This window comes from Shimia sp. MMG029, assembly GCF_027947445.1.
In the GTDB taxonomy this organism is placed as follows: Bacteria; Pseudomonadota; Alphaproteobacteria; order Rhodobacterales; family Rhodobacteraceae; genus Shimia.
This window is the reverse complement of record NZ_JAQJIM010000003.1, coordinates 79,786-103,036: the sequence shown is the minus strand read 5'-3', so window position 1 is coordinate 103,036 and position 23,251 is coordinate 79,786. Positions and strand designations below refer to the sequence as shown.

At 55.9% G+C, this 23,251-nt stretch carries 22 protein-coding genes and 2 tRNA genes; 16 read left to right on the top strand and 8 right to left on the bottom strand.

Going from position 1 to position 23,251, the window contains the following annotated elements; all coding sequences use genetic code 11:
- Nucleotides 1-80 precede the first annotated feature (80 nt).
- Nucleotides 81-974, top strand: a complete 894-nt coding sequence (locus PJL69_RS09815; RefSeq protein ID WP_209098647.1) for a LysR family transcriptional regulator — start codon at nt 81-83, stop codon at nt 972-974.
- Here the strand turns inward: PJL69_RS09815 and PJL69_RS09810 are convergent.
- Entirely contained in the window at nt 967-1,929 is a 963-nt protein-coding gene (locus tag PJL69_RS09810; protein WP_271309501.1) for an NADPH:quinone oxidoreductase family protein, read from the bottom strand. The genes PJL69_RS09815 and PJL69_RS09810 overlap by 8 nt on opposite strands.
- 332 nt (nt 1,930-2,261) lie before the next feature.
- Between PJL69_RS09810 and PJL69_RS09805 the strand changes: the two genes are divergently transcribed.
- The 3 genes from PJL69_RS09805 (at nt 2,262) to PJL69_RS09795 (ending at nt 4,984) form a co-directional block, all read left to right on the top strand.
- Nucleotides 2,262-2,630: a helix-turn-helix domain-containing protein gene (locus PJL69_RS09805; RefSeq protein ID WP_209098642.1), complete on the top strand. Its 369-nt coding sequence runs from the start codon at nt 2,262-2,264 to the stop codon at nt 2,628-2,630.
- 54 nt (nt 2,631-2,684) lie between these two features.
- A complete protein-coding gene (gene hisN / locus PJL69_RS09800) occupies nt 2,685-3,476 on the top strand; it encodes a histidinol-phosphatase (protein WP_271309500.1) in 792 nt (263 codons plus the stop codon).
- Between the two features lie 158 nt (nt 3,477-3,634).
- A complete protein-coding gene (locus PJL69_RS09795; RefSeq protein ID WP_271309499.1) occupies nt 3,635-4,984 on the top strand; it encodes an 8-oxoguanine deaminase in 1,350 nt (449 codons plus the stop codon).
- A gap of 74 nt (nt 4,985-5,058) precedes the next feature.
- Here the strand turns inward: PJL69_RS09795 and PJL69_RS09790 are convergent.
- Nucleotides 5,059-5,133 (bottom strand) — tRNA-Gly (locus PJL69_RS09790).
- A 180-nt stretch (nt 5,134-5,313) separates the two neighbouring features.
- Nucleotides 5,314-5,388: transfer RNA gene (locus PJL69_RS09785), tRNA-Gly, on the bottom strand.
- 150 nt (nt 5,389-5,538) lie between these two features.
- On the opposite strand from PJL69_RS09785, the gene PJL69_RS09780 reads away from it, so the two are divergent.
- Both PJL69_RS09780 and ctaD read left to right on the top strand, forming a co-directional pair.
- Nucleotides 5,539-5,889: a hypothetical protein gene (locus PJL69_RS09780; RefSeq protein WP_271309498.1), complete on the top strand. Its 351-nt coding sequence runs from the start codon at nt 5,539-5,541 to the stop codon at nt 5,887-5,889.
- A gap of 722 nt (nt 5,890-6,611) precedes the next feature.
- Nucleotides 6,612-8,285, top strand: a complete 1,674-nt coding sequence (ctaD, locus tag PJL69_RS09775; protein WP_271309497.1) for a cytochrome c oxidase subunit I — start codon at nt 6,612-6,614, stop codon at nt 8,283-8,285.
- Between the two features lie 172 nt (nt 8,286-8,457).
- Here the strand turns inward: ctaD and PJL69_RS09770 are convergent, their stop codons facing one another.
- Nucleotides 8,458-8,979: a CBS domain-containing protein gene (locus PJL69_RS09770; RefSeq protein ID WP_271309496.1), complete on the bottom strand. Its 522-nt coding sequence runs from the start codon at nt 8,977-8,979 to the stop codon at nt 8,458-8,460.
- Between the two features lie 80 nt (nt 8,980-9,059).
- On the opposite strand from PJL69_RS09770, the gene PJL69_RS09765 reads away from it, so the two are divergent.
- Nucleotides 9,060-9,242: a hypothetical protein gene (locus tag PJL69_RS09765; RefSeq protein ID WP_271309495.1), complete on the top strand. Its 183-nt coding sequence runs from the start codon at nt 9,060-9,062 to the stop codon at nt 9,240-9,242.
- 80 nt (nt 9,243-9,322) lie between these two features.
- On the opposite strand, the gene nqrM is transcribed toward PJL69_RS09765, so the two are convergent.
- Both nqrM and PJL69_RS09755 read right to left on the bottom strand, forming a co-directional pair.
- Nucleotides 9,323-9,571, bottom strand: a complete 249-nt coding sequence (gene nqrM, locus PJL69_RS09760) for a (Na+)-NQR maturation NqrM (RefSeq protein ID WP_209098634.1) — start codon at nt 9,569-9,571, stop codon at nt 9,323-9,325.
- 13 nt (nt 9,572-9,584) lie between these two features.
- A complete protein-coding gene (locus tag PJL69_RS09755) occupies nt 9,585-10,607 on the bottom strand; it encodes an FAD:protein FMN transferase (RefSeq protein ID WP_271309494.1) in 1,023 nt (340 codons plus the stop codon).
- 229 nt (nt 10,608-10,836) lie between these two features.
- On the opposite strand from PJL69_RS09755, the gene PJL69_RS09750 reads away from it, so the two are divergent.
- The 9 genes from PJL69_RS09750 to PJL69_RS09710 all read left to right on the top strand — a co-directional run bounded on the left by PJL69_RS09750 (nt 10,837) and on the right by PJL69_RS09710 (nt 20,779).
- Nucleotides 10,837-12,180, top strand: a complete 1,344-nt coding sequence (locus PJL69_RS09750; RefSeq protein WP_271309725.1) for a Na(+)-translocating NADH-quinone reductase subunit A — start codon at nt 10,837-10,839, stop codon at nt 12,178-12,180.
- 3 nt (nt 12,181-12,183) lie between these two features.
- Entirely contained in the window at nt 12,184-13,383 is a 1,200-nt protein-coding gene (locus tag PJL69_RS09745; RefSeq protein WP_271309493.1) for an NADH:ubiquinone reductase (Na(+)-transporting) subunit B, read from the top strand.
- The gene (locus tag PJL69_RS09740; protein WP_209098632.1) at nt 13,376-14,185 is read left to right on the top strand and encodes a Na(+)-translocating NADH-quinone reductase subunit C; all 810 of its coding nucleotides are present in this window, start codon (nt 13,376-13,378) and stop codon (nt 14,183-14,185) included. The genes PJL69_RS09745 and PJL69_RS09740 overlap by 8 nt, the downstream gene beginning before the upstream one ends.
- Entirely contained in the window at nt 14,185-14,838 is a 654-nt protein-coding gene (locus PJL69_RS09735) for an NADH:ubiquinone reductase (Na(+)-transporting) subunit D (RefSeq protein ID WP_209098631.1), read from the top strand. Before PJL69_RS09740 ends, PJL69_RS09735 begins: the two co-directional genes overlap by 1 nt.
- Complete coding sequence (nqrE, locus tag PJL69_RS09730; RefSeq protein WP_209098630.1) at nt 14,838-15,446, top strand: NADH:ubiquinone reductase (Na(+)-transporting) subunit E; 609 nt, start codon at nt 14,838-14,840, stop codon at nt 15,444-15,446. The genes PJL69_RS09735 and nqrE overlap by 1 nt, the downstream gene beginning before the upstream one ends.
- Before the next feature lie 13 nt (nt 15,447-15,459).
- The gene (nqrF, locus tag PJL69_RS09725; RefSeq protein WP_271309492.1) at nt 15,460-16,683 is read left to right on the top strand and encodes an NADH:ubiquinone reductase (Na(+)-transporting) subunit F; all 1,224 of its coding nucleotides are present in this window, start codon (nt 15,460-15,462) and stop codon (nt 16,681-16,683) included.
- 155 nt (nt 16,684-16,838) lie between these two features.
- The gene (locus PJL69_RS09720) at nt 16,839-17,441 is read left to right on the top strand and encodes an NAD(P)H-dependent oxidoreductase (RefSeq protein WP_271309491.1); all 603 of its coding nucleotides are present in this window, start codon (nt 16,839-16,841) and stop codon (nt 17,439-17,441) included.
- The gene (locus PJL69_RS09715; protein WP_271309490.1) at nt 17,438-19,387 is read left to right on the top strand and encodes a cation:proton antiporter domain-containing protein; all 1,950 of its coding nucleotides are present in this window, start codon (nt 17,438-17,440) and stop codon (nt 19,385-19,387) included. Before PJL69_RS09720 ends, PJL69_RS09715 begins: the two co-directional genes overlap by 4 nt.
- A gap of 3 nt (nt 19,388-19,390) precedes the next feature.
- On the top strand, nt 19,391-20,779 hold the full coding sequence (locus PJL69_RS09710; RefSeq protein WP_271309489.1) for an MATE family efflux transporter: 1,389 nt from the start codon (nt 19,391-19,393) through the stop codon (nt 20,777-20,779).
- Nucleotides 20,780-20,784: 5 nt separating this feature from the next.
- On the opposite strand, the gene eda is transcribed toward PJL69_RS09710, so the two are convergent.
- Nucleotides 20,785-21,432 carry a bifunctional 4-hydroxy-2-oxoglutarate aldolase/2-dehydro-3-deoxy-phosphogluconate aldolase gene (gene eda, locus PJL69_RS09705; RefSeq protein WP_271309488.1) on the bottom strand — a complete coding sequence of 216 codons (648 nt, stop codon included), beginning with the start codon at nt 21,430-21,432 and terminating at the stop codon, nt 20,785-20,787.
- Nucleotides 21,432-23,246: a phosphogluconate dehydratase gene (gene edd, locus PJL69_RS09700; RefSeq protein ID WP_271309487.1), complete on the bottom strand. Its 1,815-nt coding sequence runs from the start codon at nt 23,244-23,246 to the stop codon at nt 21,432-21,434. The genes eda and edd overlap by 1 nt, the downstream gene beginning before the upstream one ends.
- Nucleotides 23,247-23,251 lie beyond the last annotated feature (5 nt).

Below are 23,251 nucleotides of genomic sequence, written 5' to 3'. Positions count from 1 at the left end.
TTGAAAAGTGAATGTTTGTGACCAAAGGCATCACAAACGTTGATGATTTATCATGAGCTGTGATTTTGGGGAGGAAACTGATGCGAAATCTTGATGTAACTACGTTGCGCAGTTTTGTTGCTGTGGCGGATATGGGAGGGGTGACCAAGGCGGCAGGGTTTCTGAATCTCACTCAGTCTGCGGTTTCTATGCAGCTGAAGCGCCTAGAAGAGCTGATTGGTGTTTCCCTGCTGGACCGCTCTGGGCGCGGCATCGCGCTCACACCAGATGGTGAGCAGATGTTGGGCTATGCGCGCCGGATGGTGACGCTGAACGATGAAATCATGCGCCGTTTGTCTCACGATGAGTTTGAGGGCAATGTCACGCTTGGGGTCCCGCATGACATTGTTTATCCCGCGATCCCCCGTGTGATGCAGCAGTTCAATGCTGCGTTTCCACGGGTGAAGGTGAATTTGCTGTCTTCTTACACCGTCGAGCTGAAGCAGATGTTCGATAAGGGGGAGATCGATTTGATCCTGACTACGGAGTCCAGTACGCCGGATGGCGCGGAGGGGCTTTGCACCCTACCGCTTGTCTGGATTGGCGCGCCTGGTGGCGCGAGCTGGCGCCGGCGCCCCATACAGTTTGCATCTGCGCGACACTGTCTGTTCCGTCAGCGTGCCATCGCTGCGTTTGATCAGGCGGGGATCGAATGGGATTCAGCCTTGGAGACCGATTCTGATCGCACGGTCGAAGCCACGATTGCAGCTGATCTGGGGATCGGGGAGATGCTGTTGGGCACAGAGCCGCGTCATTTGGAAGTGATTGATCACGACGGGGCGCTGCCCGATTTGGGCGAACAGCACATCAACATGTACGGCGCAGACCAGACGAAGGGCGATGTGATCGCCCATCTGGCCAATCTTATTCGGAAGGGGTTCCAGCCCATGCATACGCAGGCTGAGCCAGCTGTACGCCTTGGAGTTGTCAGTTGATCGACACCACGACCTTGCCTGTAGACTTCCGGCTGCGCAGCAACTCATAAGCCTGCGCGGCTTCTTCCAGCGGAAGGGTGTGGCTGACATGCGGGGTAAGTTTGCCTGCGTCGTACCAGCCAAAAAGTGTGCTCATGCTGTTGGTGATCACCTCTGGTTTGAATCTCAGATAACCGCCCCAGTAGAGCCCCATCACCGTGAGGTTTTTCACCAGTAGGTGGTTGGCAGGGATCTGTGGAATATCACCGGATGCAAAGCCAATCGGCAGGAGGCGGGCCTCTGGACGGCAGGCGCGGAATGCGGCTTTGAACTGCTCTCCGCCTACAGGATCATAGACAACATCCGCGCCGCCAAGCGCTTTTACCTCTGCGCGGATATCAGCGGAGGTTGCATCAATAAGGTGATCCGCTCCGCAAGATTGGGCGACACGCAGCTTGTCTGCGCCGCGTGCGCAGGCGATCACGTTGGCGCCCATCAGTTTGCCAAGTTCGACAGCCGTTAGGCCCACACCGCCGGCGGCGCCAAGGACAAGAAGGTTTTCGCCAGGCTGAAGGCGCGCGCGATAATCCAGTGCAACGTGGCTGGTGCCATAGGCGACTGGAAATGCCGCAGCCTCTTCAAACTGCATGTTTTTGGGGATCGGCACCGCGCTGGCGGCTTCGTAAATGCCATAGTCCGCCAGTCCGCCACTGCCGCCAAAAACCAACACACGTGTACCAATCTCAGGGCCTGTTGTGTCCGGGCCTACCGCATCAACGATGCCAGCGACTTCCATTCCTAACGTGAACGGCGGCGGCGGCGTGTCTTGATACGTTCCCTTGATCATCAACAAGTCCCCAAAGTTGAGGGCGCATGCGTGAATTTTAACGCGAATCTGGCCGGTGCCGGGCGTCGGCGTTGGGATGTCGACCAGTTTGGGTCCCTCATCATGGGAAACCACTTGAAATGCACGCATGTTTCTTCTCCTCTCAATGGCGAGATGTCACATGACATCACAATCAAGTCAAAGATGTCGTGTGGAAAGGTGAATGTTGAGGCGAAACGTAACGTAAAAAGAGTGTTTCAGGCCCTTATCTATCCGATTGGATCTAACCTAATGGGCGAGTGTTCGCCTTTATGTATAATCGTATCACACATTCTATCCCTTGATTGTAAGGGGAAAACTGTTAGACTTAATCAATCGCGAAAGGGATGCGCGATTGTTTCACGTTTTATACTGGTGCCGCTTCTGAGCGTTTGCTCAGGGTTATAGCGTTATCCAGAATTTTTATTCGAAGGAGACGAGCCATGACACACCCGGTGGATGTGCATGTTGGGAAAAAAATACGGCAGCGACGTTGGCTGACGGGCATGACCCAGCAACAGCTAGCAGAGCAAGTCGGAATCAAATTCCAACAGATCCAAAAGTACGAAACCGGTGCCAATCGTGTCAGCGCGTCTCGTCTCTGGGATATTTCGGACGCTCTGGATGTGCCTGTCAGTTTCTTCTTTGAGGGTCTGGAAGCGGACAAAGAAGGTGCCGCCACTCAATCTGTGCCTTCCGATATCATGGCAGACAAAGAAGCGCTGGATCTGATCCGCAGCTACTATTCTATTCCTGAAAACCAGCGTCGCCGCCTGTTTGAGTTGGCGCGTGTTTTGAGCGACGTCGCTTGAGTCTGTCTCCGCTCTGAGGTAGCCGTTTGGCATGTTCAGGGCGGAGTTACACATATGAACGATCAGGATCGCGCACAGCTGATTGCTGTATCTGATGCTATGGCTGACGCCGCAAGGGCAGCCATCCTTCCCCATTTTCGCAAGCCGACACTCACGGCAGACAACAAGCTCTCTGGTGGGTTTGATCCTGTAACCGTTGCGGATCGCGCGGCTGAACAGTCCATGCGCGCCGTCCTTGAAGAGATGCGGCCGCAAGATGCGATTTTTGGCGAAGAGTTCGGAACCAAAAGCGGTACAAGTGGTCTGACTTGGGTTCTTGATCCTATCGACGGGACACGAGGCTTCATTTCGGGCACGCCGACTTGGGGCGTATTGATCGCAGTGTCTGATGAAACTGGCCCGATCTACGGTGTTGTCGATCAGCCCTACATTGGGGAACGGTTCAAGGGGGGCTTTGGCATCTCTGTTGCACAAGGTCCGCAAGGTGAGGCTGCGCTTGCGACCCGTGACACCAACTCGTTGTCTGAAGCGATTTTATTCACGACCTTTCCTGAAGTGGGCACGCAGGACGAACGTGCGGCGTTTGAGCGTGTCGCTGCAACAGTCAAGCTGACGCGGTATGGCATGGATTGCTATGCCTATGCGCTGGTGGCCGCGGGGCAGGTGGATTTGGTTATCGAGGCGGGATTGAACGCCTATGATATTCAGGCGCCAATTGCGGTGATTGAAGCCGCTGGCGGCGTTGTGACCAACTGGGAAGGCGGACCAGCCCATGACGGTGGGCGCGTGCTTGCAGCGGCAAATCAAACGCTGCATCGTCAGGCGCTTGATTTGCTGAACACCTGACTATTACAGCGCTTTAACTCTTTGTGATCAAAAACTTGAAAGCGCTATAGCGTCACGGCTATTGTCGTGATGCATGGCGGTCCTTTGCCCGCTTTCTGTCGTCATGCAGTTAAATTTGCACCGAATCGGGCCAATTGATTGGTCATAGGAGCGTGCAAGTGGCTGCAACGAAAAGCTATCTTATCAAATCGGCGCAAGTTGTGCTGACCATGGATGACGACAGGCGCGAGCTTGCCAGGCATGACGTGCGGATAAAGAACGGTGTCATCTCGGAAATTGGGCCGGGGCTTATTGCGGAAAGTGATGAAGAGATTGTCACAGCGCAGGGCTGTGTTGTGACACCTGGCCTCGTAAATACCCACCATCACCTGTATCAAACTCTCACACGCGCGGTGCCAGGCGGGCAGGATGCTTTGCTCTTTGGTTGGCTCAAGACGCTGTATCCGATTTGGGCGCGGTTTGGCCCGGAAGAGATGTATTTGTCTGCTCAGGTTGGGCTGGCGGAGCTTGCATTGTCCGGCTGCACGATGACGTCCGATCATCTTTACTTGTATCCAAACGGTTCACGACTTGATGATACCATTGCCGCTGCTCAGAGCGTCGGTATGCGGTTCCATCCGACCCGAGGCGGGATGAGCATCGGGGAAAGTGACGGGGGGCTTCCTCCGGATAGGTTGGTGGAGCGCGAGGCAGACATCTTGAATGATGCGATCCGACTGATCGACACGCATCACGATCCCTCTGAGGGCAGTATGGTCCGGGTGGGTGTTGCCCCCTGTTCCCCGTTTTCAGTCAGTCGGGACTTGATGCGCGACGCCGCCCTTCTCGCGCGCGACAAGCGGGTGATGTTGCACACGCACCTTGCAGAGAATGAGGAAGATATTGCCTATTCTCTTGCGAACTTTGGGTGTCGCCCGGGCCAATACGCAGAAGAGCTTGGTTGGGTAGGGGAGGATGTTTGGCATGCCCATTGCGTGAAACTTGACGACAGTGAGATCGCGTTGTTTGCGCGTACAAAAACGGGTGTTGCTCATTGTCCTTGTTCAAATTGTCGTCTGGGCAGTGGAATCGCCCCAGTGCGCCCTATGCGGGATGCCGGTGTTAATGTTGGGTTGGGGGTGGATGGGTCCGCTTCTAATGATGCTGGGAACTTGGTTCTTGAGGCGCGTCAGGCGATGTTGCTGCAGCGTGTTGCACGAGGCGCGGATGCCATGAGTGCGCGTGAGGCACTCGAAATTGCCACACGAGGCGGGGCGCAGGTGCTTGGGCGTAGGGATTGTGGGCAAATCGCTGTTGGAATGCGCGCAGACATTGCGATTTGGGATGTTTCGGGCATTGAGAGCGCGGGGAGTTGGGATCCTGCCGCGCTGTTGCTTGCCGGGCCAACGGTTGTGCGCGACCTTTTTGTTGAGGGGCGCCAGATTGTGCGGGATGGCCAAATCACGTCAATTGATTTGGGGGCGGCCATTGCGCGTCAAAATCGCATGGCGCAGGTATTGGCTTCATAGTTTGAGGAAGAGCCATAAGACTAAAAAGCCAAAAGGCGCAGAGATTTCTCTCTGCGCCTTTTGGCTTTTCCAATTGGAGCGGGCGATGAGATTCGAACTCACGACCCTTACCTTGGCAAGGTAATGCTCTACCCCTGAGCTACGCCCGCACCGTTTGGATGTGCGCGGTTTAGCCCTCTCGCAGGGGGACTGCAAGAGCAAAAAACAAGAAATCTGCGCGTTTCGTGCAGAAAGTTTGTGGGGTCAATTTTATGCTGACTTTGGGGCTGGAAACGCGAAAAGGCGCGGAATAATCCGCGCCTTGTTCACTGCTCTCCCGTGGGAGAAATTGGAGCGGGCGATGAGATTCGAACTCACGACCCTTACCTTGGCAAGGTAATGCTCTACCCCTGAGCTACGCCCGCGTCCTTGGGTGAGGCGTGGAATATAAAGAGTTGCCGCTGCCTGCAAGAGGAAAATGCACTTGTGCCAAAAAAAAACCAATTGAGCGACGGAAACCCTGATACGCAACGTTGTGGTTTGCAATCGCGGTAGAAATTGTAAGACAGGATACCATGAAAAAGCGTGATTTTATTGTAGCAATTTTGGCTATGCCGACCCTTGCTTTGGCGCATGAGGGACACGGCGCCTTGCAGGTCTCCACAAGTGTTGAGGTCATCAAACGTCGCAAAGATACAGTGCATTTGCGTCTGACTCTGTTGAACAAAGGGGCAGAGCCAGTGGTGCTTGAATCCGCACAGGTCAAAGGAGCGAATGTGCTGACCGCCAATTGGGCAAATGTGCCCTCTGGCGCTCTTGTCGACATACCCATGAGTTTGAAGTTTGAGACACAAGTGCCGCCCGTGTTCTCGCTGGATCTGAATTTTGGCCATGCCGGCCACGATACTGTGGTCGTGAGCCTCTGAGCCTTTGCTTGCGAACAGGGATGGTCAAATGAGGGTGCTGTTTGAAAATTTGAAAATCGGCCTTTTGGTGGTGTCCATCTTGTTTGGAGTGCTGGTCAATTGCGAAACACAGACACTCCCGTTGGCAAGGCAGATCAGCGATATTGGGTTCTGCCTATAGGCCCCGTCTGTTGAGTTAGCGCGTTTTTCGCGACCAAGCCGCTGAAGCTGAGGACGCGTTTGAAGGGAATACGATTCCCTGACAATGCGCGGTAGCGTGCAGCCGACGCCCCGCATGCGTCAATCTAGCCGGCAATTGGTGTCGATTTGCCGTTGGGGCATGCCATCGTGGCGTTGATCTCAGTTGATGGTATTGCGTTTGAGCGTCGTATCGTTTTCATCTGCTTTGCCAAACATAGCGCTGGCGCCATCTGGGATTCTTCGATGTGAGATGCGGAGAGAGCAACTCAACATATTGAAAAGAATAGAATAAAAGTCCGGATCGACTGCGCGTTTTGTTGCGAAGAGGACTCTATCGGTAGGGGCTGAAGCTTGAAGCAAGTCTAGGAGAGCGGGAAAATTTTGGCCAGGTATTGGAGGGCGATCGCTGGGGGGGTGCGACAATTTATTTTGATCTATGTCAAATAGGATGATTGCTTGGCGGGGGGCAGAGTTTTACAAATATCGCGATAGCGGCGTCAGAAGATTCCGCACGCCGTATAAAATTCAACAGGAGGAGCGGCATGGCAGACGCAGCCCTACAAGGCCACGAGCACCATGACGAGCGAGGATTCTTCACTCGGTGGTTTATGTCCACCAACCACAAAGATATCGGTCTACTCTATCTGATCGTGTCGGCCCTTGCCGGTTTCATTGCGGTTTTCTTTACAGTTCTGATGCGCATGGAGCTCATGGAGCCAGGCGTTCAGTATATGTGTCTGGAAGGCGCACGCTTTCTTGGTGGCGGGGATGGACCCTGTACTCCTAACGGCCACCTCTGGAACGTGCTGATCACCTACCACGGCGTCTTGATGATGTTCTTCGTGGTGATTCCGGCGCTGTTCGGCGGCTTTGGCAACTATTTCATGCCGCTGCAGATTGGCGCGCCGGATATGGCGTTCCCGCGCATGAACAACCTCAGCTTCTGGCTTTATGTGGCTGGTACCTCGCTGGGCGTGGCCTCTATGTTGGCTCCGGGCGGCAATGACCAGCTTGGGTCTGGTGTCGGCTGGGTGCTGTATCCACCGCTCTCAACTGGTGAAGGCGGCATGTCCATGGACCTCGCAATCTTCGCGGTCCACGTTTCTGGTGCATCGTCGATTCTTGGCGCGATCAATATGATCACGACCTTCCTGAACATGCGCGCACCGGGCATGACGCTTTTCAAAGTCCCGCTGTTTGCATGGTCGATCTTTGTCACCGCATGGCTGATCCTTCTGGCTCTGCCTGTTCTGGCGGGCGCAATCACCATGCTGCTGACGGACCGGAACTTTGGCACCACCTTCTTTGATCCAGCAGGCGGCGGCGACCCGATCCTGTACCAACACATCCTGTGGTTCTTTGGCCATCCGGAAGTGTACATCGTGATCCTGCCGGGCTTTGGCATCATCTCTCACGTGATTGCGACTTTCTCCCGCAAACCGGTCTTTGGCTACCTGCCAATGGTCTGGGCGATCATCGCTATCGGCGCGCTGGGCTTTGTTGTGTGGGCGCACCACATGTACACCGTGGGCATGTCTCTGACACAGCAGTCCTATTTCATGCTCGCCACTATGGTGATTGCGGTGCCCACCGGCGTGAAGATCTTCAGCTGGATTGCGACTATGTGGGGCGGCTCGATCGAGTTTAAAACTCCAATGCTTTGGGCGCTGGGTTTCCTCTTCCTGTTCACCATGGGCGGCGTGACCGGCATCGTGCTGTCGCAAGCTTCTGTGGACCGCTACTACCACGACACCTACTACGTGGTGGCGCACTTCCACTATGTGATGAGCCTGGGTGCGGTCTTTGCCATCTTTGCCGGTATTTACTTCTACTTCGGCAAAATGACCGGTCGCCACTACCCTGAATGGGCGGGCAAGCTGCACTTCTGGCTGTTCTTCATCGGTGCAAACCTGACCTTCTTCCCGCAGCACTTCCTGGGTCGTCAGGGCATGCCACGTCGTTACATCGACTATCCGGAAGCCTTTGCATATTGGAACAAGATCAGCTCCTACGGCGCGTTCCTGTCTTTTGCCTCCTTCCTGTTCTTCTTTGGTGTGGTGTTCTACTCCTTGTTCCGCGGCGCGAAAGTGACCGAGAACAACTATTGGAATGAATACGCTGACACTCTGGAATGGACTCTTCCGAGCCCGCCGCCAGAGCACACCTTTGAAATTCTGCCGAAGCAGGAAGATTGGGATAAAGGCCACAGCCACTAAGGTTTGAGGGTAATTAGAAAAAAAGGCCCCGGCATAGAAGCGCCGGGGTCTTTTTGTTTATAACTTTCAATGACATGTAAGTGAGCACCCGTTGCCTGCCCATGTTTGAAACGAGAGAAGGCTCCCAACTGGGAGCCTTCATTTTTTTCAGAGCTCTTAGAGCCTATCCTGATCAGCCAACGATGAGCTGTTTCAGTTGCAGCGCTTCATGCTCCAGCGCCATCAGGCGATGATTTACAACGTCACCGATCGTGACCATGCCGACGAGGCCGGTTTCATCTTGCACTGGCATGTGGCGGAAGCGCCCGTCTGTCATGCGCCGCAACACGTCTACAAGCGAATCCTCAGGCGCGCAGGTTTGCACCTTTGTGGTCATCACATCTTCGACTTTTTGCGGGAGAGTTTGCCCCGGGGTGTCTGCGAGTTTTCGTACGATGTCCCGCTCGGAGAGGATCCCAAGCAACGTTCCATTGGCGTCGGTCACTAGAAGTGCGCCGATTCGGCGTTCTTTCAAGACCTTGACCGTTTGCCCCAATGTGTCCTGTGGGCGGATCGAGAAGACGTCTTTTCCCTTTTGGTCTAACACGTTCCGTACCGTTGCTGTGGTGGCAGATGTGTTTGTGTCCGTTGTTTGACTTAGGGTTTTGGTTTTCTCTTCCGATTTCCGGTTAGGGGCTTGATAGGAACTTGGCATCAATGGGCTCCTTGCTTGTTCAATATTGTCGCTATATGCCTCCAGCCTATACGCAAGATCCGCGTTTTGGGGACTTTTCTTTGCCTGAGCTCATTCTTTCGCCTGCTGTTGCAACGACACTCTTTGTGCTCGCCTGTTTGGCGGGGCACCGATATCGGCGTGTTTGGAAAGAAGAGGGGCCGCGCTGGCAGCTTTGGGTTTCTGGTTTGATTGCAGCATCTTGTCTGCTGGTGCTGGCGTTGGTGCCGCTTTCTGTCAGCTGACCGGACCACAAAAAATGCCGCATAGAACTATGCGGCATTGCGTCTGTATTCCGGCGGGATCGCGTCAGTAATGCGTCGGTTTAAGCGTCGGTGCTTTTTTCGACATCCATCTGTTCCAACATCTTCTTGGCACGGGGGCACTGAAGGCGCTCGCGCAGCGGGCTGTCCGGGTCAATGTCTTTGCTGCAAACAACACATTTGTCGGCACCGCTGATGGCGTTCAATCCGCCGCAGGATCCTTTGATCGTGCGGCCCATCATGATCACGCCAACCGACATGCCGAGGGTGACAAGCATCAGAAGAAAAAATGCGATGAGGAAAGTTTCCATATGAGTGTGCCTTTTAGCTAGCGAGAGTGGCGTCGAACTCTGTGCTCGGCGTCGCGTCGAAGGTTACATGGTCTGTGTTAGCATTGCGTTCAATAAACAAAGCCGCGATCTGGTGTTTTTCTGCGGTCTTTAGGCCACGTTCCGTGCCAAGCGCCAACAAGGCGGTGGCCCAGGCGTCTGCAAGCATCGCGTTTTCGGCAAGCACCGTCACAGATGCTGTCTTATGCGTGATGGGGCGCCCGGTGTCGCTGTCGATGATGTGGGAGTACCGCACGCCCTCTTTTTCAAAATAGTTTCGGTAGTCCCCAGACGTGGCCATGCCCCGATCTTTGATGCCGATGATCCGATACACGCTTCGCGTGAGTGCGTCGGGGGTTTCAATCGCGATCTGCCATGGTTGACCCTGTGCGTTTTGGCCGGAGGTGATGATATCGCCGCCGACCTCTACCATATAGTTGGTCAGACCGAACTGGGCGAGCGTGTCACCAATGCGATCCACGCCGAATCCCTTGCCGATGGCGGACAGATACATCGCAGCGTCGGGATGGCCCTTGTGCAGCAGGCCATTTTCGACGCGCAGCATCTTTTCCTGACCCACTGGCACCAATGCGGCAGCAATCTCTGCTTCGGTCGGCAGTGCTCCAGAAGGTTTGACGGCCCCAAACCCCCAAAGATCAATCAAAGGGCCCAGTGTGATGTCAAATTGCCCCTCGCTGGCAAGATGTACGTCATGTGCGGCTTGGATCAGGTGTTGCATGTCTGCGGAAAGTGGGAGGGGCTCCGCGGTTGCATGAGTGTTTATTGCAGAGACTTCGGATGCGGCGTTCCAATTGGACATTTTGATGTCCACATCTCGCAGCGTGGCCTCTATGGCAGTTTGCAGTTCGCTGACGTCCACGCCAGCCGAATTTACCGCGACAATGGAGTAACTTGTGCCCATTGTGCGCCCCGTCAGCAGAATGTCCGCCGCACCGCGTTTGCATGCAGCAACGGCCAAAGCCATAAAAATGAAGCTGCGTCGAGAAAGAGAGGGCATCGCTAACACTTTGTTGTGAGCTAAACGGGTAAGACGACCCATATGACCACCGTAAAGTGCTCAAAACGGGCGCTTTGTTTTGTCGGCGGCACACTATTGCTCTGAGGGACGAGAAACAATAGAAAAATAGTCGAATTGTGCTGGCTGTTTGGCGAGACTCCGCGTATACGCAGCCGCAATCATTCGCGACATTCGCAACACTAACCAGCAACGACAGGATGACATTGGCGTGCAGCATTTTGCGCTACGAAAAGGCCTGAATCTTCCAGTCACCGGGGCTCCCGGCGAAGGAATACACGAGGGAGCAGCGGTCAAAACCGTGGCAGTCCTCGGGGCCGACTACATAGGATTGAAGCCACGTATCGCAGTCGCAGAAGGCGATGTAGTGGCAGCAGGGGCGCCGATCTTGGCGCATAAAGACTCACCAGAGGCGAAAGTTGTTTCGCCTGTGTCTGGCCGTGTGAAGGCTATCAACCGTGGTCCGCGCCGAGTGCTTCTCAGCGTTGAGATCGAGGTGGATGCAACCGCTGCAGAACCGGTGGATTTCTCCGCTGTTGGAGATGTGGCAACACGCGACGGTTTGGTGGAACGCCTTTGCGCAGCAGGGCTTTGGACCTCTTTCCGCACGCGTCCGTACTCCAAGGTGCCCGCGACGGATAGCCAGCCTGCCGCGATCTATGTGAACGCTATGGACACTGAGCCATTGGCTGGCGATCCGGCTGTTGTGATTGCGGATGCTGGTGACGCCTTTGCCAAAGGTCTGGCGGCAATCACGCAGCTGACCGAAGGCAAAACCTACCTGTGTCATGCACAAGGTGCGCAGATCTCTGGCGCTGACACGAACGGTGTGACGGTTGCGACATTCTCTGGCCCGCACCCTGCCGGTCTGGCCGGAACACACATGCACTTCCTTGAGCCGCCAAGCGCGACCAAGACAGTTTGGACCATCGGATATCACGATGTGATTGCGATTGGTCGTCTGCTGGAAACCGGCAAGATTGATTCGTCTCGTGTGGTTGCCCTGTGTGGCCCGCTGAGCAAATCGCCTCGTCTGGTGCGGACAATTGACGGTGCCTCTCTGGTTGAGTTGACCGAAGGCGAGATCGCAGGTGACGCGCCAGTGCGTCTGGTGTCTGGTTCGATCCTGAGCGGTTTCGCCGGTTCGCAAGAGCAGGCCTTCCTGGGGCGCTATGCGCGACAGGTCACGATCATCGAAGAAGACCACAAACAAATCCCAATGGGCTGGATTCGCCCGATGCCAAGCAAGTTTTCGATCTTGCCGGTTCTGGGATCTGCATTCTCCAAAAAGCTGTACCCGCTGACGTCCAACCTGAATGGTGGTCGTCGTGCAATGGTGCCGCTTGGAACATTTGAGCAGCTGATGCCGCAGGACTTCCTGCCCACTCAACTGCTGCGGGCGCTGCTCGTAATGGACACAGATGAAGCGCAAAAGCTGGGTGCGCTTGAGCTGGATGAAGAGGACCTCGGCCTGGTGGGTTTTTCCTGCCCGGCAAAATACGAATACGGCGAAGCGCTGCGTGACAGCCTAGCCAAGATCGAAAAGGAGGGCTGATTTATGGGATTGCGTAGTTTCTTTGATCGTATTGAACCGAACTTTACGAAGGGCGGCAAATACGAGAAATTCTTCCCGATGTATGAGATGGTAGAGAGCTTTCTCTACACTCCAAAAACAGTAACCACCGCCGCACCGCATGCACGTTCTTACGTGGATATGAAGCGGATCATGACTTACGTGGTGCTTGCAACGGTGCCATGTATCATCATGGGCCTCTACAATGTGGGCCTTCAGGTCAACACAGCCTATGAGACTTTTGATCCAACTGGCTGGCGCGCTGTGATCCTGTCTGCTCTGGGCATTGGTTTTGATGCAAGCAATCCGCTGGCAAACTTTGCCCACGGTCTGCTGTACTTCCTACCGATTTATATCACCACGTTGGTTGTGGGCGGTATTTGGGAAGTGGTCTTTGCCACGGTGCGTGGTCACGAAGTGAACGAAGGCTTCCTCGTGAGCTCGATGTTGTTTGCGCTGATCATGCCCCCGTCTGCCCCTCTCTGGCAGGTGGCGCTTGGCATTTCCTTTGGTGTTGTTGTTGGCAAAGAAGTCTTTGGTGGCACTGGCAAAAACTTCCTGAACCCGGCTCTGACGGGTCGTGCGTTCCTGTACTTTGCGTATCCGGCCAATATGTCGGGTGACACAATCTGGACCCCGGTTGACGGGTTCTCCGGTGCAACCGCGCTTTCGGTATCTGCCTCTGCAGGTTACGAACAGCTGGCAGCCAATGGCATGAACTGGATGAACTCTTTTGTCGGCACCGTTCAGGGCTCTATCGGTGAGACCTCGGCATTGGCCTGTCTGATCGGTCTGGCCTTCCTGCTGATCACAAAGATCGCCAACTGGCGTCTGATTGTGGGCTGCATGGGCGGTATGGTTGGTTTCTCGCTTCTGCTGAACCTGATCGGGTCTGACACCAATCCGATGTTTGCAATGCCTTGGTACTGGCACTTTGTTGTGGGCGGTTTTGCCTTTGGCATGGTGTTCATGGTGACCGAACCCGTTTCGGCCAGCCACACCAATGTGGGGCGCTACATCTATGGTGCGCTTATCGGCTTCATGGTGGTGATGATCCGTGTGATCAACCCGGCCTTCCCTGAAGGCATGATGCTCGCAATCCTATTCGGCAACGTCTTTGCGCCGCTGATCGACTACTTCGTCGTTCAGGCCAATATCAAACGGAGGGCCCGTCAACATGCCTGACGCTTCCAACGAAAACAAAGGGGCCATCGCACGGTTTTTGGCGGCCCCGCCCGACAGTGTGGGCAAAACCGTTTTCATCGCTGTAACTCTCTGCCTTGTGGCCTCTATGGTGGTGTCTGCCGTTTCGGTTGCGCTGCGTCCGTTGCAGGAGCAGAACAAGCTGAAAGACAAGCAGGCCAACGTTCTGCAGGTGGCCGGCCTTTATGAACCTGGGATGGATGTGCTGGAAGGTTTCAGCGTATTTGAACCTCAGGTGCTTGAGCTGGCGACCGGTGAATTCTCTGACGCATTTGACGCGGCGACTTTTGATGATCGCGCGGCAGCGTCTGATCCTGAGCTGTCAGTGGCGCTGAGCGATGACCCGGCGGGCATCGGCCGCCAATCCAAGTTCGTGACGGTTTACCTGCTGCGCAATGATGATGGGTCTCTGGACAAGGTGATCCTGCCAATTCACGGCTACGGCCTCTGGTCAACGCTCTATGGCTTCATCGCGCTAGAAGAGAACGGCAACGATATCTTTGGTCTGCAGTTCTACAGCCACGCGGAAACACCTGGTCTTGGTGCGGAAGTGGACAACCCACGCTGGAAATCCATGTGGAACGGCAAGAAACTGGCGGATGACGCAGGTGATCTCCAGATCACAGTTGCAAAAGCTGTGCCGCCAGCAGGCCAAGACTTTCATGTAGACGCGCTTGCGGGTGCGACGCTGACCTCGGTTGGTGTGGACAACCTGGTGCGTTTCTGGATGGGCGAGGCGGGCTTCGCGCCATTCCTTGAAAACCTCAAAGCGGGAGAGATCTGATGGCGCAAACCAAGAGAGACCTTCTGATCGACCCGTTGGTCGACAACAACCCGATCACGCTTCAGGTGCTTGGCATTTGTTCCGCGCTGGCGGTGACATCCTCCCTGCAGGTGGCCTTTGTGATGGCGCTGGCGGTGACATCCGTGACCGCGTTCAGCTCGATGTTCATTTCGGTTCTGCGCAACCAGATCCCGGGTTCGATCCGGATCATCGTGCAGATGGTGATCATCGCATCGCTTGTGATCATCGTGGATCAGGTGTTGAAAGCCTACGCCTATGACGTGTCCAAAACACTGTCGGTGTTTGTGGGTCTGATCATCACCAACTGTATCGTGATGGGCCGCGCCGAAGCGTTTGCAATGAAGAACACACCAATCGACAGCTTCATCGACGGCGCCGGAAACGGCATCGGCTATGGTGCGCTGTTGCTGGTGGTTGGCTTCATCCGCGAGCTGTTTGGTGCGGGCAGCCTGTTTGGCATCACCATCCTGCCAACCGTGAACAACGGTGGCTGGTATGTGCCCAACGGCATGCTGCTTCTGCCACCTTCTGCGTTCTTCATCATCGGCTTGCTGATCTGGGCGGTACGCGCCTGGAAACCAGAGCAGGTCGAAGAACGTGAATACAAAATTCAAGTTGTGGAGGGCCACTAATGGAAGGGCTTCTCTCTCTGGCCGTAAAGGCCGTATTTGTTGAGAACCTCGCGCTCTCCTTCTTCCTTGGCATGTGTACCTTTATCGCCGTGTCCAAGAAGATCTCTACAGCGCTTGGCCTTGGTATTTCGGTGATGCTGGTTCAGGCGATCACCGTGCCAACCAACAACCTGCTGCTGACCTATCTGCTGGCGCCTGGTGCGTTGGCATGGGCAGGCTTCCCAAATGTAGACCTGACCTTCCTCGGTCTGATTTGCTACATCGGCGTGATCGCGGCGATGGTTCAGATCCTCGAGATGGTGCTCGATAAGTTCTTCCCACCGCTTTACAACGCGCTGGGTGTGTTTTTGCCGCTGATCACGGTGAACTGTGCGATCCTTGGTGGTTCGCTGTTCATGGTGGAACGCGACTACAACATTGCTGAGGCGACCACCTATGGTCTGTCTTCTGGCTTTGGTTGGGCACTGGCGATCACCGCGATGGCGGGTGTGCGCGAAAAGCTGAAGTATTCTGACATTCCTGATGGTCTTCAGGGTCTTGGGATCACCTTCATTACCGCGGGTCTGATGGCGCTGGCCTTCATGTCCTTCTCTGGCGTGAAACTCTGAAGAGGCAAAGAACATGGAAACATTTACTCTTGGCGTCATTCTCTTCACGCTGATCGTTCTGGCACTTGTGACTATCATTTTGGCTGCACGTTCCAAGCTGGTGTCTACTGGTGACGTGAACATCACCATCAACGGTGAGAAAACAATCTCTGTGCCTGCGGGTGGCAAACTGCTGCAAACGCTGGCGGAGCAGAAACTGTTTGTTCCGTCTGCCTGTGGTGGCGGCGGTACATGTGCCCAATGTCGTGTGCGTGTGCATTCCGGTGGTGGGTCTATCCTGCCGACTGAGGAAAGCCACATCACCAAGCGTGAGGCATCTTGTGGTGACCGTCTGTCTTGTCAGGTTGCGGTTAAGCAGGACATGAACATCGAAGTGCCTGAAGAGGTGTTCGGGGTGAAAAAGTGGGAGTGTACTGTACGCTCCAACGACAACGTCGCAACCTTCATCAAGAACCTCGTTCTGGAGCTGCCAGAAGGCGAAGATGTGAATTTCCGCGCAGGTGGTTACATTCAGATCGAGGCTCCGGCGCACAAGCTCTCCTACAAGGATTTCGCGATCCAGGAAGAGTATCACGAAGATTGGGACAAGTTTAACCTGTGGCAGTATGAATCCACGGTGCCTGAACCGATTGAGCGTGCCTATTCGATGGCGAACTACCCGGATGAAAAAGGCCTGATCATGCTGAACGTGCGTGTGGCATCGCCACCTCCGGGCAGCCAGGGCATCCCTCCGGGTCAGATGTCATCCTACATCTTTAACCTGAAGCCAGGTGACAAGGTGACGATCTCTGGTCCGTTTGGGGAATTCTTCGCCCGCGACACCCAAAAAGAGATGGTCTTCATTGGCGGTGGTGCTGGTATGGCCCCAATGCGGAGCCACATCTTTGACCAGCTCAAGCGCCTCGAAAACCGCGATCGCAAGATCACCTTCTGGTATGGTGCGCGCTCCAAGAAAGAGATGTTCTTTGTTGAGGACTTCGACCAGCTGGCGGAAGAGTTTGACAACTTCGAATGGCATGTTGCGCTGTCTGACGCGATGCCAGAGGACGACTGGAAAGGCTACACCGGCTTCATCCACAACGTTCTGTTTGAAGAGTATCTGAAGAACCACTCAGCCCCAGAAGACTGTGAATTCTACATGTGTGGTCCGCCCATCATGAACCAGTCTGTGATCAACATGTTGCTTGATCTGGGTGTAGACCGCGAAGACATCATGCTTGATGACTTTGGTGGCTAAGCCAAGACAAATCGGAATAGAAGCGCCGCCCCTTGGGCGGCGTTTTTCTTTGTACGCAAGATACTGAATTCGCGTTTGAGCGTGGTCTGTTGGCTTGGTCTTCGCATCAAGCGGTGGCAAGGTGGTCAGACATCGGCAAGCGGGGGCAGGCAAGAATGAAGGTATTGGTCTATCAGGCACATCCGGGCGCGCCACATTCTGAGGCAAACAAGGCGATGAATGTTGCGACTGACGCGGTGGAAGGCATTGAGTTTGTCGACCTTTATGCGACCTATCCCCGGTTTGATATCGATGTTGAGGTCGAGCAGGCCCGATTGCTGCGCAGTGATGCGATCCTCTTTCAATACCCGCTGTTTTGGTATTCAACGCCCTCCATCATCAAAGAGTGGCAAGACTTGGTGCTGGAGCACGGCTTTGCCTATGGATCAGGAGGTGACAAACTGCGTGGCAAGATCTGGTCCATGGGAATCACATGCGGCGCCCCGGAGGAAGCCTATGGCGCTGAAGGATACAACGGATTTGCCCTGCGCACCTTGCTCACGCCGATGGAGCAGACGGCTCGACTTTGCAATATGACGTTTCTGCCGCCTTATGTTCTCTATGGGGCATTGGCAAAACGCGAGGCTCATGGACTCAGCCCGCATGCAGAGGGTTGGCGACGCTGGTTGATCGCATTGCGCGATGATCAAGTGGATCTGGTCAAGGCGGGCGCGTGTGATGTTATTCAGGCCGACGATTTGAACGAGGTGATCGGATGACTGGCTTCTTGATGCTTGTGACGGTTTTTCTGATTGCCGGTGTGATCGCGGTGCCGTTGGCGGCGCGTCTTGGTTTAGGTTCCGTGCTTGGCTATCTGATTGCAGGCATAGCGATTTCGCCGATCCTGCAATGGCTGAGTGTCGACATCATCCAGATCCAGCATTTTGCTGAATTTGGCGTTGTGATGATGCTCTTTCTGGTGGGTTTAGAACTTGACCCCAAAATGCTCTGGGCCATGCGGCAGAGGCTGCTTGGCCTTGGGGGTATGCAGGTAGGCGTCACAACCATTTTGATCGCAGCGATTGCCATGGCATTTGGGCTTCAGTGGTCAGTCTCGCTGGCGATTGGCATGGTGTTTGCGCTGTCTTCCACAGCGATTGTTTTGCAAACCTTGAATGAGAAAGGCTTGATGCAGTCCCAAGGCGGGCAGGGCTCTTTCCAAGTGCTGTTGTTTCAGGACATCGCGGTGATCCCGATGCTCGCGCTGTTGCCACTTCTGGCCTTGCCTGAGGTTGCAGAGCATGCCGTACAGGCAACGGACAGCCATGGTGCGCATGGGGGTGATGCCCATGGCGGGCACGATGACCATGGCAGCATGAGCCTTGTTGAAGGGCGGCCGGGATGGCAGGTGGGCCTGATCACACTGGCAGCTGTTGGTTCGATCGGATTTATCGGTAGCGTTCTGACGCGTCCGCTGTTTCGGTTCGTCACGATGGCGAACCTGCGGGAGGTGTTTGTCGCCACGGCGCTGGCACTTGTGGTGGGGATTGCGTTGTTGATGTCGCTTGTGGGGCTGTCGCCAGCGCTTGGCACATTCTTGGCGGGTGTTGTGCTCGCCAACAGTGAGTATCGCCATGAGCTGGAAAGCGATATCGACCCGTTTCGCGGCCTGCTGCTTGGGCTGTTCTTCATGACAGTTGGCGCGGCGATCAACTTCGGTCTCTTGGCGGATAACTTCGTGTTGGTGGTTGGGGTCACGCTTGGGGTGATGCTGCTTAAGGCGGGCGTGCTGTATGTCTTGGCGCGGGTGTTCAAACTCGCTGGTGCTGATCGCTGGCTGTTCACGCTTGGATTGGCGCAGGCCGGTGAGTTTGGATTTGTTTTGCTGAGCTTTACGGTCGCCAACAACGTGATCCCGCAGGACATTGCGCAGATCGCGCTCTTGGTGGTGGCGTTGTCGATGTTGCTCACACCAGCACTGTTTATCGCGTATGAACGCCTGATACTGCCGCGTTTGATTGATGCCCAAGAGCAGGCGGCAGATGACATTGATCATCGCAGCAAGATCATCGTGGTGGGTTATGGGCGCTTTGGCGGCATTGTGGCTCGGATGCTGCGCCAGATTGGTGAGCAGCCGGTGTTGGTGGACTATTCCGCCAAGCAATTGGAAGCATTGCGTAAGTTTGATGTGAAGGTTTTCTTCGGAGATGGCACGCGGGCTGATTTGCTGCACGCTGCGGGGATTGAGGATGCCAAGATGTTGATCATTGCAATTGATGGCAAAGAGCAGGTGACCCATCTGACGGAGCACGTGTCACGCCACCATTCGCATGTGCATATCGTGGCGCGTGCTTACGATCGGCCGCATGTGTACGATCTGTATCAGGCCGGGGCGCATGACATCATCCGGGAAACATTCGACAGTGCCGTGCGTGCCGGACGCAGTGCCTATGAGGCGCTTGGAATACACCCATACCAGGCGGAGCGACTGGCGCAGAAGTTCAAGAAAGCCGACCGTAAACTGCTGGTGGCGACGGCATCGGTGCATAGGCCCGGCGTGGCCTTTTCAGAGAATGAGGAATTTGTGGCCCTTGCCAAAGAGCTGAATGCGCAGATGGAGGAAGAGCTTCAAAGCGCAAGCGCTGGGTTTGGTGTTGAGGGCGCTGAGGGGTGGACGCCGCCTCCCGCAAATCTGGCCGTGGACAACAAAGAAGAGAAAAACTGAGCCATGGCAAAAGCTGTGTTTTTAGAAGGCTCTTTGATGCGCCATGTGACTGTCATGTCGCTGACCTCTTCGGTGGGGCTTATGGCGATCTTTGCCGTTGATTTTGTCGACATGATTTTCATTTCGATGTTGGGTAACAAAGCTCTGGCGGCGGCTGTGGGGTATGCGGGCACGCTGCTGTTCTTCACCAATGCCATCAACATTGGTTTGTCGATCTCAGCGGGTTCTCTGGTGGCGCGCGCCATCGGAGCAGATCAGCCGCAATCGGCCCGTGAATACGCGACATCGGTGGCGGTGGTCGTTGCGTTGATCGGGCTCCTCGTACCGATCGTGGTTCTGAACTCTCTGGATCCGATCATCAGCTGGCTTGGTGCCAAGGACGAGACACTAACGCTGGCCAAACGCTATGTCAGCATTGTGCTGCCAACCATGCCCTTGATGGGCATAGCCATGGCGAGCATGGCGGTGTTGCGCGCCTATGGTGATGCGCGTCGCTCTATGATGGGGACTGTGTTTGGCGGCGTGGTGAATGCGGCGCTCGACCCGTTATTGATATTTGGGTTTGGCTTGGGACTGGACGGCGCTGCCTATGCATCGGTGACCGCGCGGATCGTGATGTGCGCCTATGCGCTTTTGTGTGTGATCCGTATTCACAATGGCTACACACGACCAGCGGCAGCATTGCTCTTGCGGGATGCAAGGGCGGTTGGCGGTATTGCGGGGCCTGCGGTGCTGACCAATGTGGCGTCGCCTCTGGGAACCGCCATCGTGACGCGTGAAATGGCGCGCTATGGTACAGATGCTGTGGCTGCTATGGCTGTCATCGGGCGGTTGTTGCCCGTGGCCTTTGCAGTGGTGTTTGCCCTGTCAGGGGCTATCGGGCCGATTGTGGGACAGAACTTCGGTGCGAGCCTGTTTGACAGGGTGCGTGGCACGCTGCGCGCCGGGTTGCAGTTCCTGAGCGCTTACACACTGCTGGCGGCTGTGGTTTTGTTCGTTTTGCGCGTACCGATTGCCGATATTTTTGAGGCGGAAGGAGAGATGCGAACGCTGATCTTCCTTTTCTGTGGCCCCTTGGCGCTTTTGCAGTTCTTCAACGGGGTGATTTTTGTGTGCAACGCGTGTTTCAACAACCTCGGTCATCCGATCTATTCGACCTACGTGAACTGGGGGCGCCATACGCTTGGGACCTACCCCTTTGTCTTGTTGGGCGGAGCGTATTGGGGCGCCTCTGGCGTTCTTCTTGGGCAAGCCTTTGGCGGTGCCGTCTTTGGGATTGTTGGTCTGATTGCGGCCTCAAAAACCATCAACCGGCTCAGTGTGCCTGCGCCGGTTGATCCATTTGCGGAAGAAAGCACGCTGCACCATGTGAGCGGCCGTCGGAACTGGTAGGCGGGCTAGCGCGGGAGCTGAGAGGCTTCTTTTGCCAAAGCTTCGATTTCGTCCCACGCGCCTGCTTTGACCAGCTTGGACGGGGCGACCCAGCTGCCACCTGCGCAAACCACATTGGGTAGCGACAGGTAGTCCGGCGCATTCTTAGGGTTCACGCCGCCGGTTGGGCAGAAAGAGATCCGCGGCAATGGGCTGGCGAGGGACCCAAGAAACTTTGCGCCCCCTGCGGCTTCTGCGGGAAAGAACTTCAGCATGTCATAGCCGCGCTCCAGCAACGCCATCGCCTCGCTGGCGGTTGCGGCACCGGGTAGCAGAGGCAGTCCTTCGGCCTCACAAGCGGCCAGCAGCGCCTCTGTGGCACCGGGTGAGACACCGAAGGTTGCGCCGGCGGCTTTTGCCGCTTTTACATCCGCTGGCGTTAACAACGTGCCGGCGCCAACCATGCCACCGGGCACCTCAGCCATCGCACGGATCACCTCCAGTGCGGCAGGGGTGCGGAGCGTGACTTCGAGGGCGGGGAGGCCTCCTGCGACCAGAGCCTCGGCCAATGGCTTGGCGCTTACGGCATCTTCGACAACCAGCACTGGTACGATAGGCGCCGCATTACAGATGTCGCGCGCACGTGCGCTGGCCTCTTTGGGGGTGATGGTCATCAGAAAGATCCTTCAAAAACAGAGGCACCGGTTGTTGCGGAGCCAACGGCATTTCGGAACATGCCAAAAAGCTCACGGCCCGTGCCTGTATGGTAGTCCGAGAGGTCAGCCTTCGCAGGCGTGCGTTGTTCCAACCCTTCGGCGAGCACTTCGAGTACACCTGCTTCTGCATCCACGCGGACAATATCACCGTCGCGGAGCTTGGCGATGGTGCCACCATCGAGCGCTTCGGGACAAACGTGAATGGCCGCTGGGATTTTTCCAGATGCCCCGGACATGCGCCCATCGGTGACAAAGGCGACTTTGAGCCCTTTGCCCTGCATGATTGACATAAGAGGTGTCAGGCTGTGCAGTTCGGGCATGCCGTTGGCTTTGGGGCCCTGAAAGCGGACAACGATCACCACATCTTCGGTCAGCTCACCGGCTTGGAATGCGGCTTTGACCTCGTCCTGATCGTGGAACACACGGGCCGGGGCTTCGACAAAGCGGTGTTCTGGCGCAACGGCGGAGATTTTCATCACCGAGGTGCCAAGGTTGCCGGTGAGGCGGGCCAGACCGCCTGTTGGCTGGAACGGATCTGTGGCTGGGCGCACGATTTTGTCGTTCAGCGACACTTTTGTGCCGGGTTGCCAGACGAGCGCACCGTCGATGAGCTTGGGCTCATGCGTGTAGTTCCCAAGGCCCTCACCAGCGACGGTATTGGTGTCGTCGTGCAAAAGTCCCGCAGAGAGCAATTCGCCAATCATATACCCCAAGCCGCCTGCCGCGTGGAAATGGTTCACATCTGCGAGGCCGTTGGGATAGACGCGCGCCAGAAGGGGCGTTACGTCTGAGAGTTCAGCAAAGTCTTCCCATGTCAGCACGATACCACCAGCGCGCGCCATGGCGATGAGGTGAATCAGAAGATTGGTGGAGCCGCCCGTGGCGTTCAGGCCAATCATGCCGTTTACGAAGGCTTTTTCGTCCAGAATATCGCAGGTTGGGGTGTAGTTGTTGCCAAGTGCCGAGAGCGAGAGGGCGCGGCGGGCGCCTTCTTCGGTCAGGGCATCGCGCAATTCGGTGTTGGGGGTCACAAAACTGGAGCCGGGCAGGTGCAGCCCCATGAACTCCATCAACATCTGGTTGGTGTTCGCTGTGCCATAGAAGGTGCAAGTGCCTGGCCCATGATAGGCAGCCATTTCTGAGGCCATCAGCTCTGCGCGGTCAGCCTCCCCAGCGGCAAAGCGTTGGCGCACTTTGGCTTTGTCGTCGTTGGAAATACCGGAGGTCATCGGGCCTGCAGGCAAGAATACCGCAGGAAGGTGGCCGAAACTCTGCGCCGCGATCACAAGGCCGGGGACAATTTTATCGCAGACACCGAGATAGACCGAGGCATCAAACGTATTGTGGCTGAGGGCAACCCCTGCGGCAAGCGCGATCACATCGCGGGAAAAGAGGGACAGCTCCATGCCTGCTGCGCCTTGGGTGACGCCGTCACACATGGCAGGCACGCCGCCTGCCACTTGGGCTGTACCACCGGCTGCGCGTGCGGCATCGCGGATCAGTGTTGGATAGCGTTCAAACGGCTGGTGGGCGGACAGCATGTCGTTGTAAGCCGTGACAATGCCAAGGTTGCCTGCGGTGCCAGTCGCGAGCGCTGACTGATCTTCGCCCGCGCCTGCATAGGCATGGGCTTGGCCAGAGCAACTGAGATGCGCGCGCGCGGGGCCCTGACTGGCTGCATTGGCCATGCGCTCAAGATAGGGGGTGCGGTGCGATTTGCTGCGCGCGATGATACGCTCGGTGACTTTCTCTACAGTTGGGTGGAGCGGCATAGGTG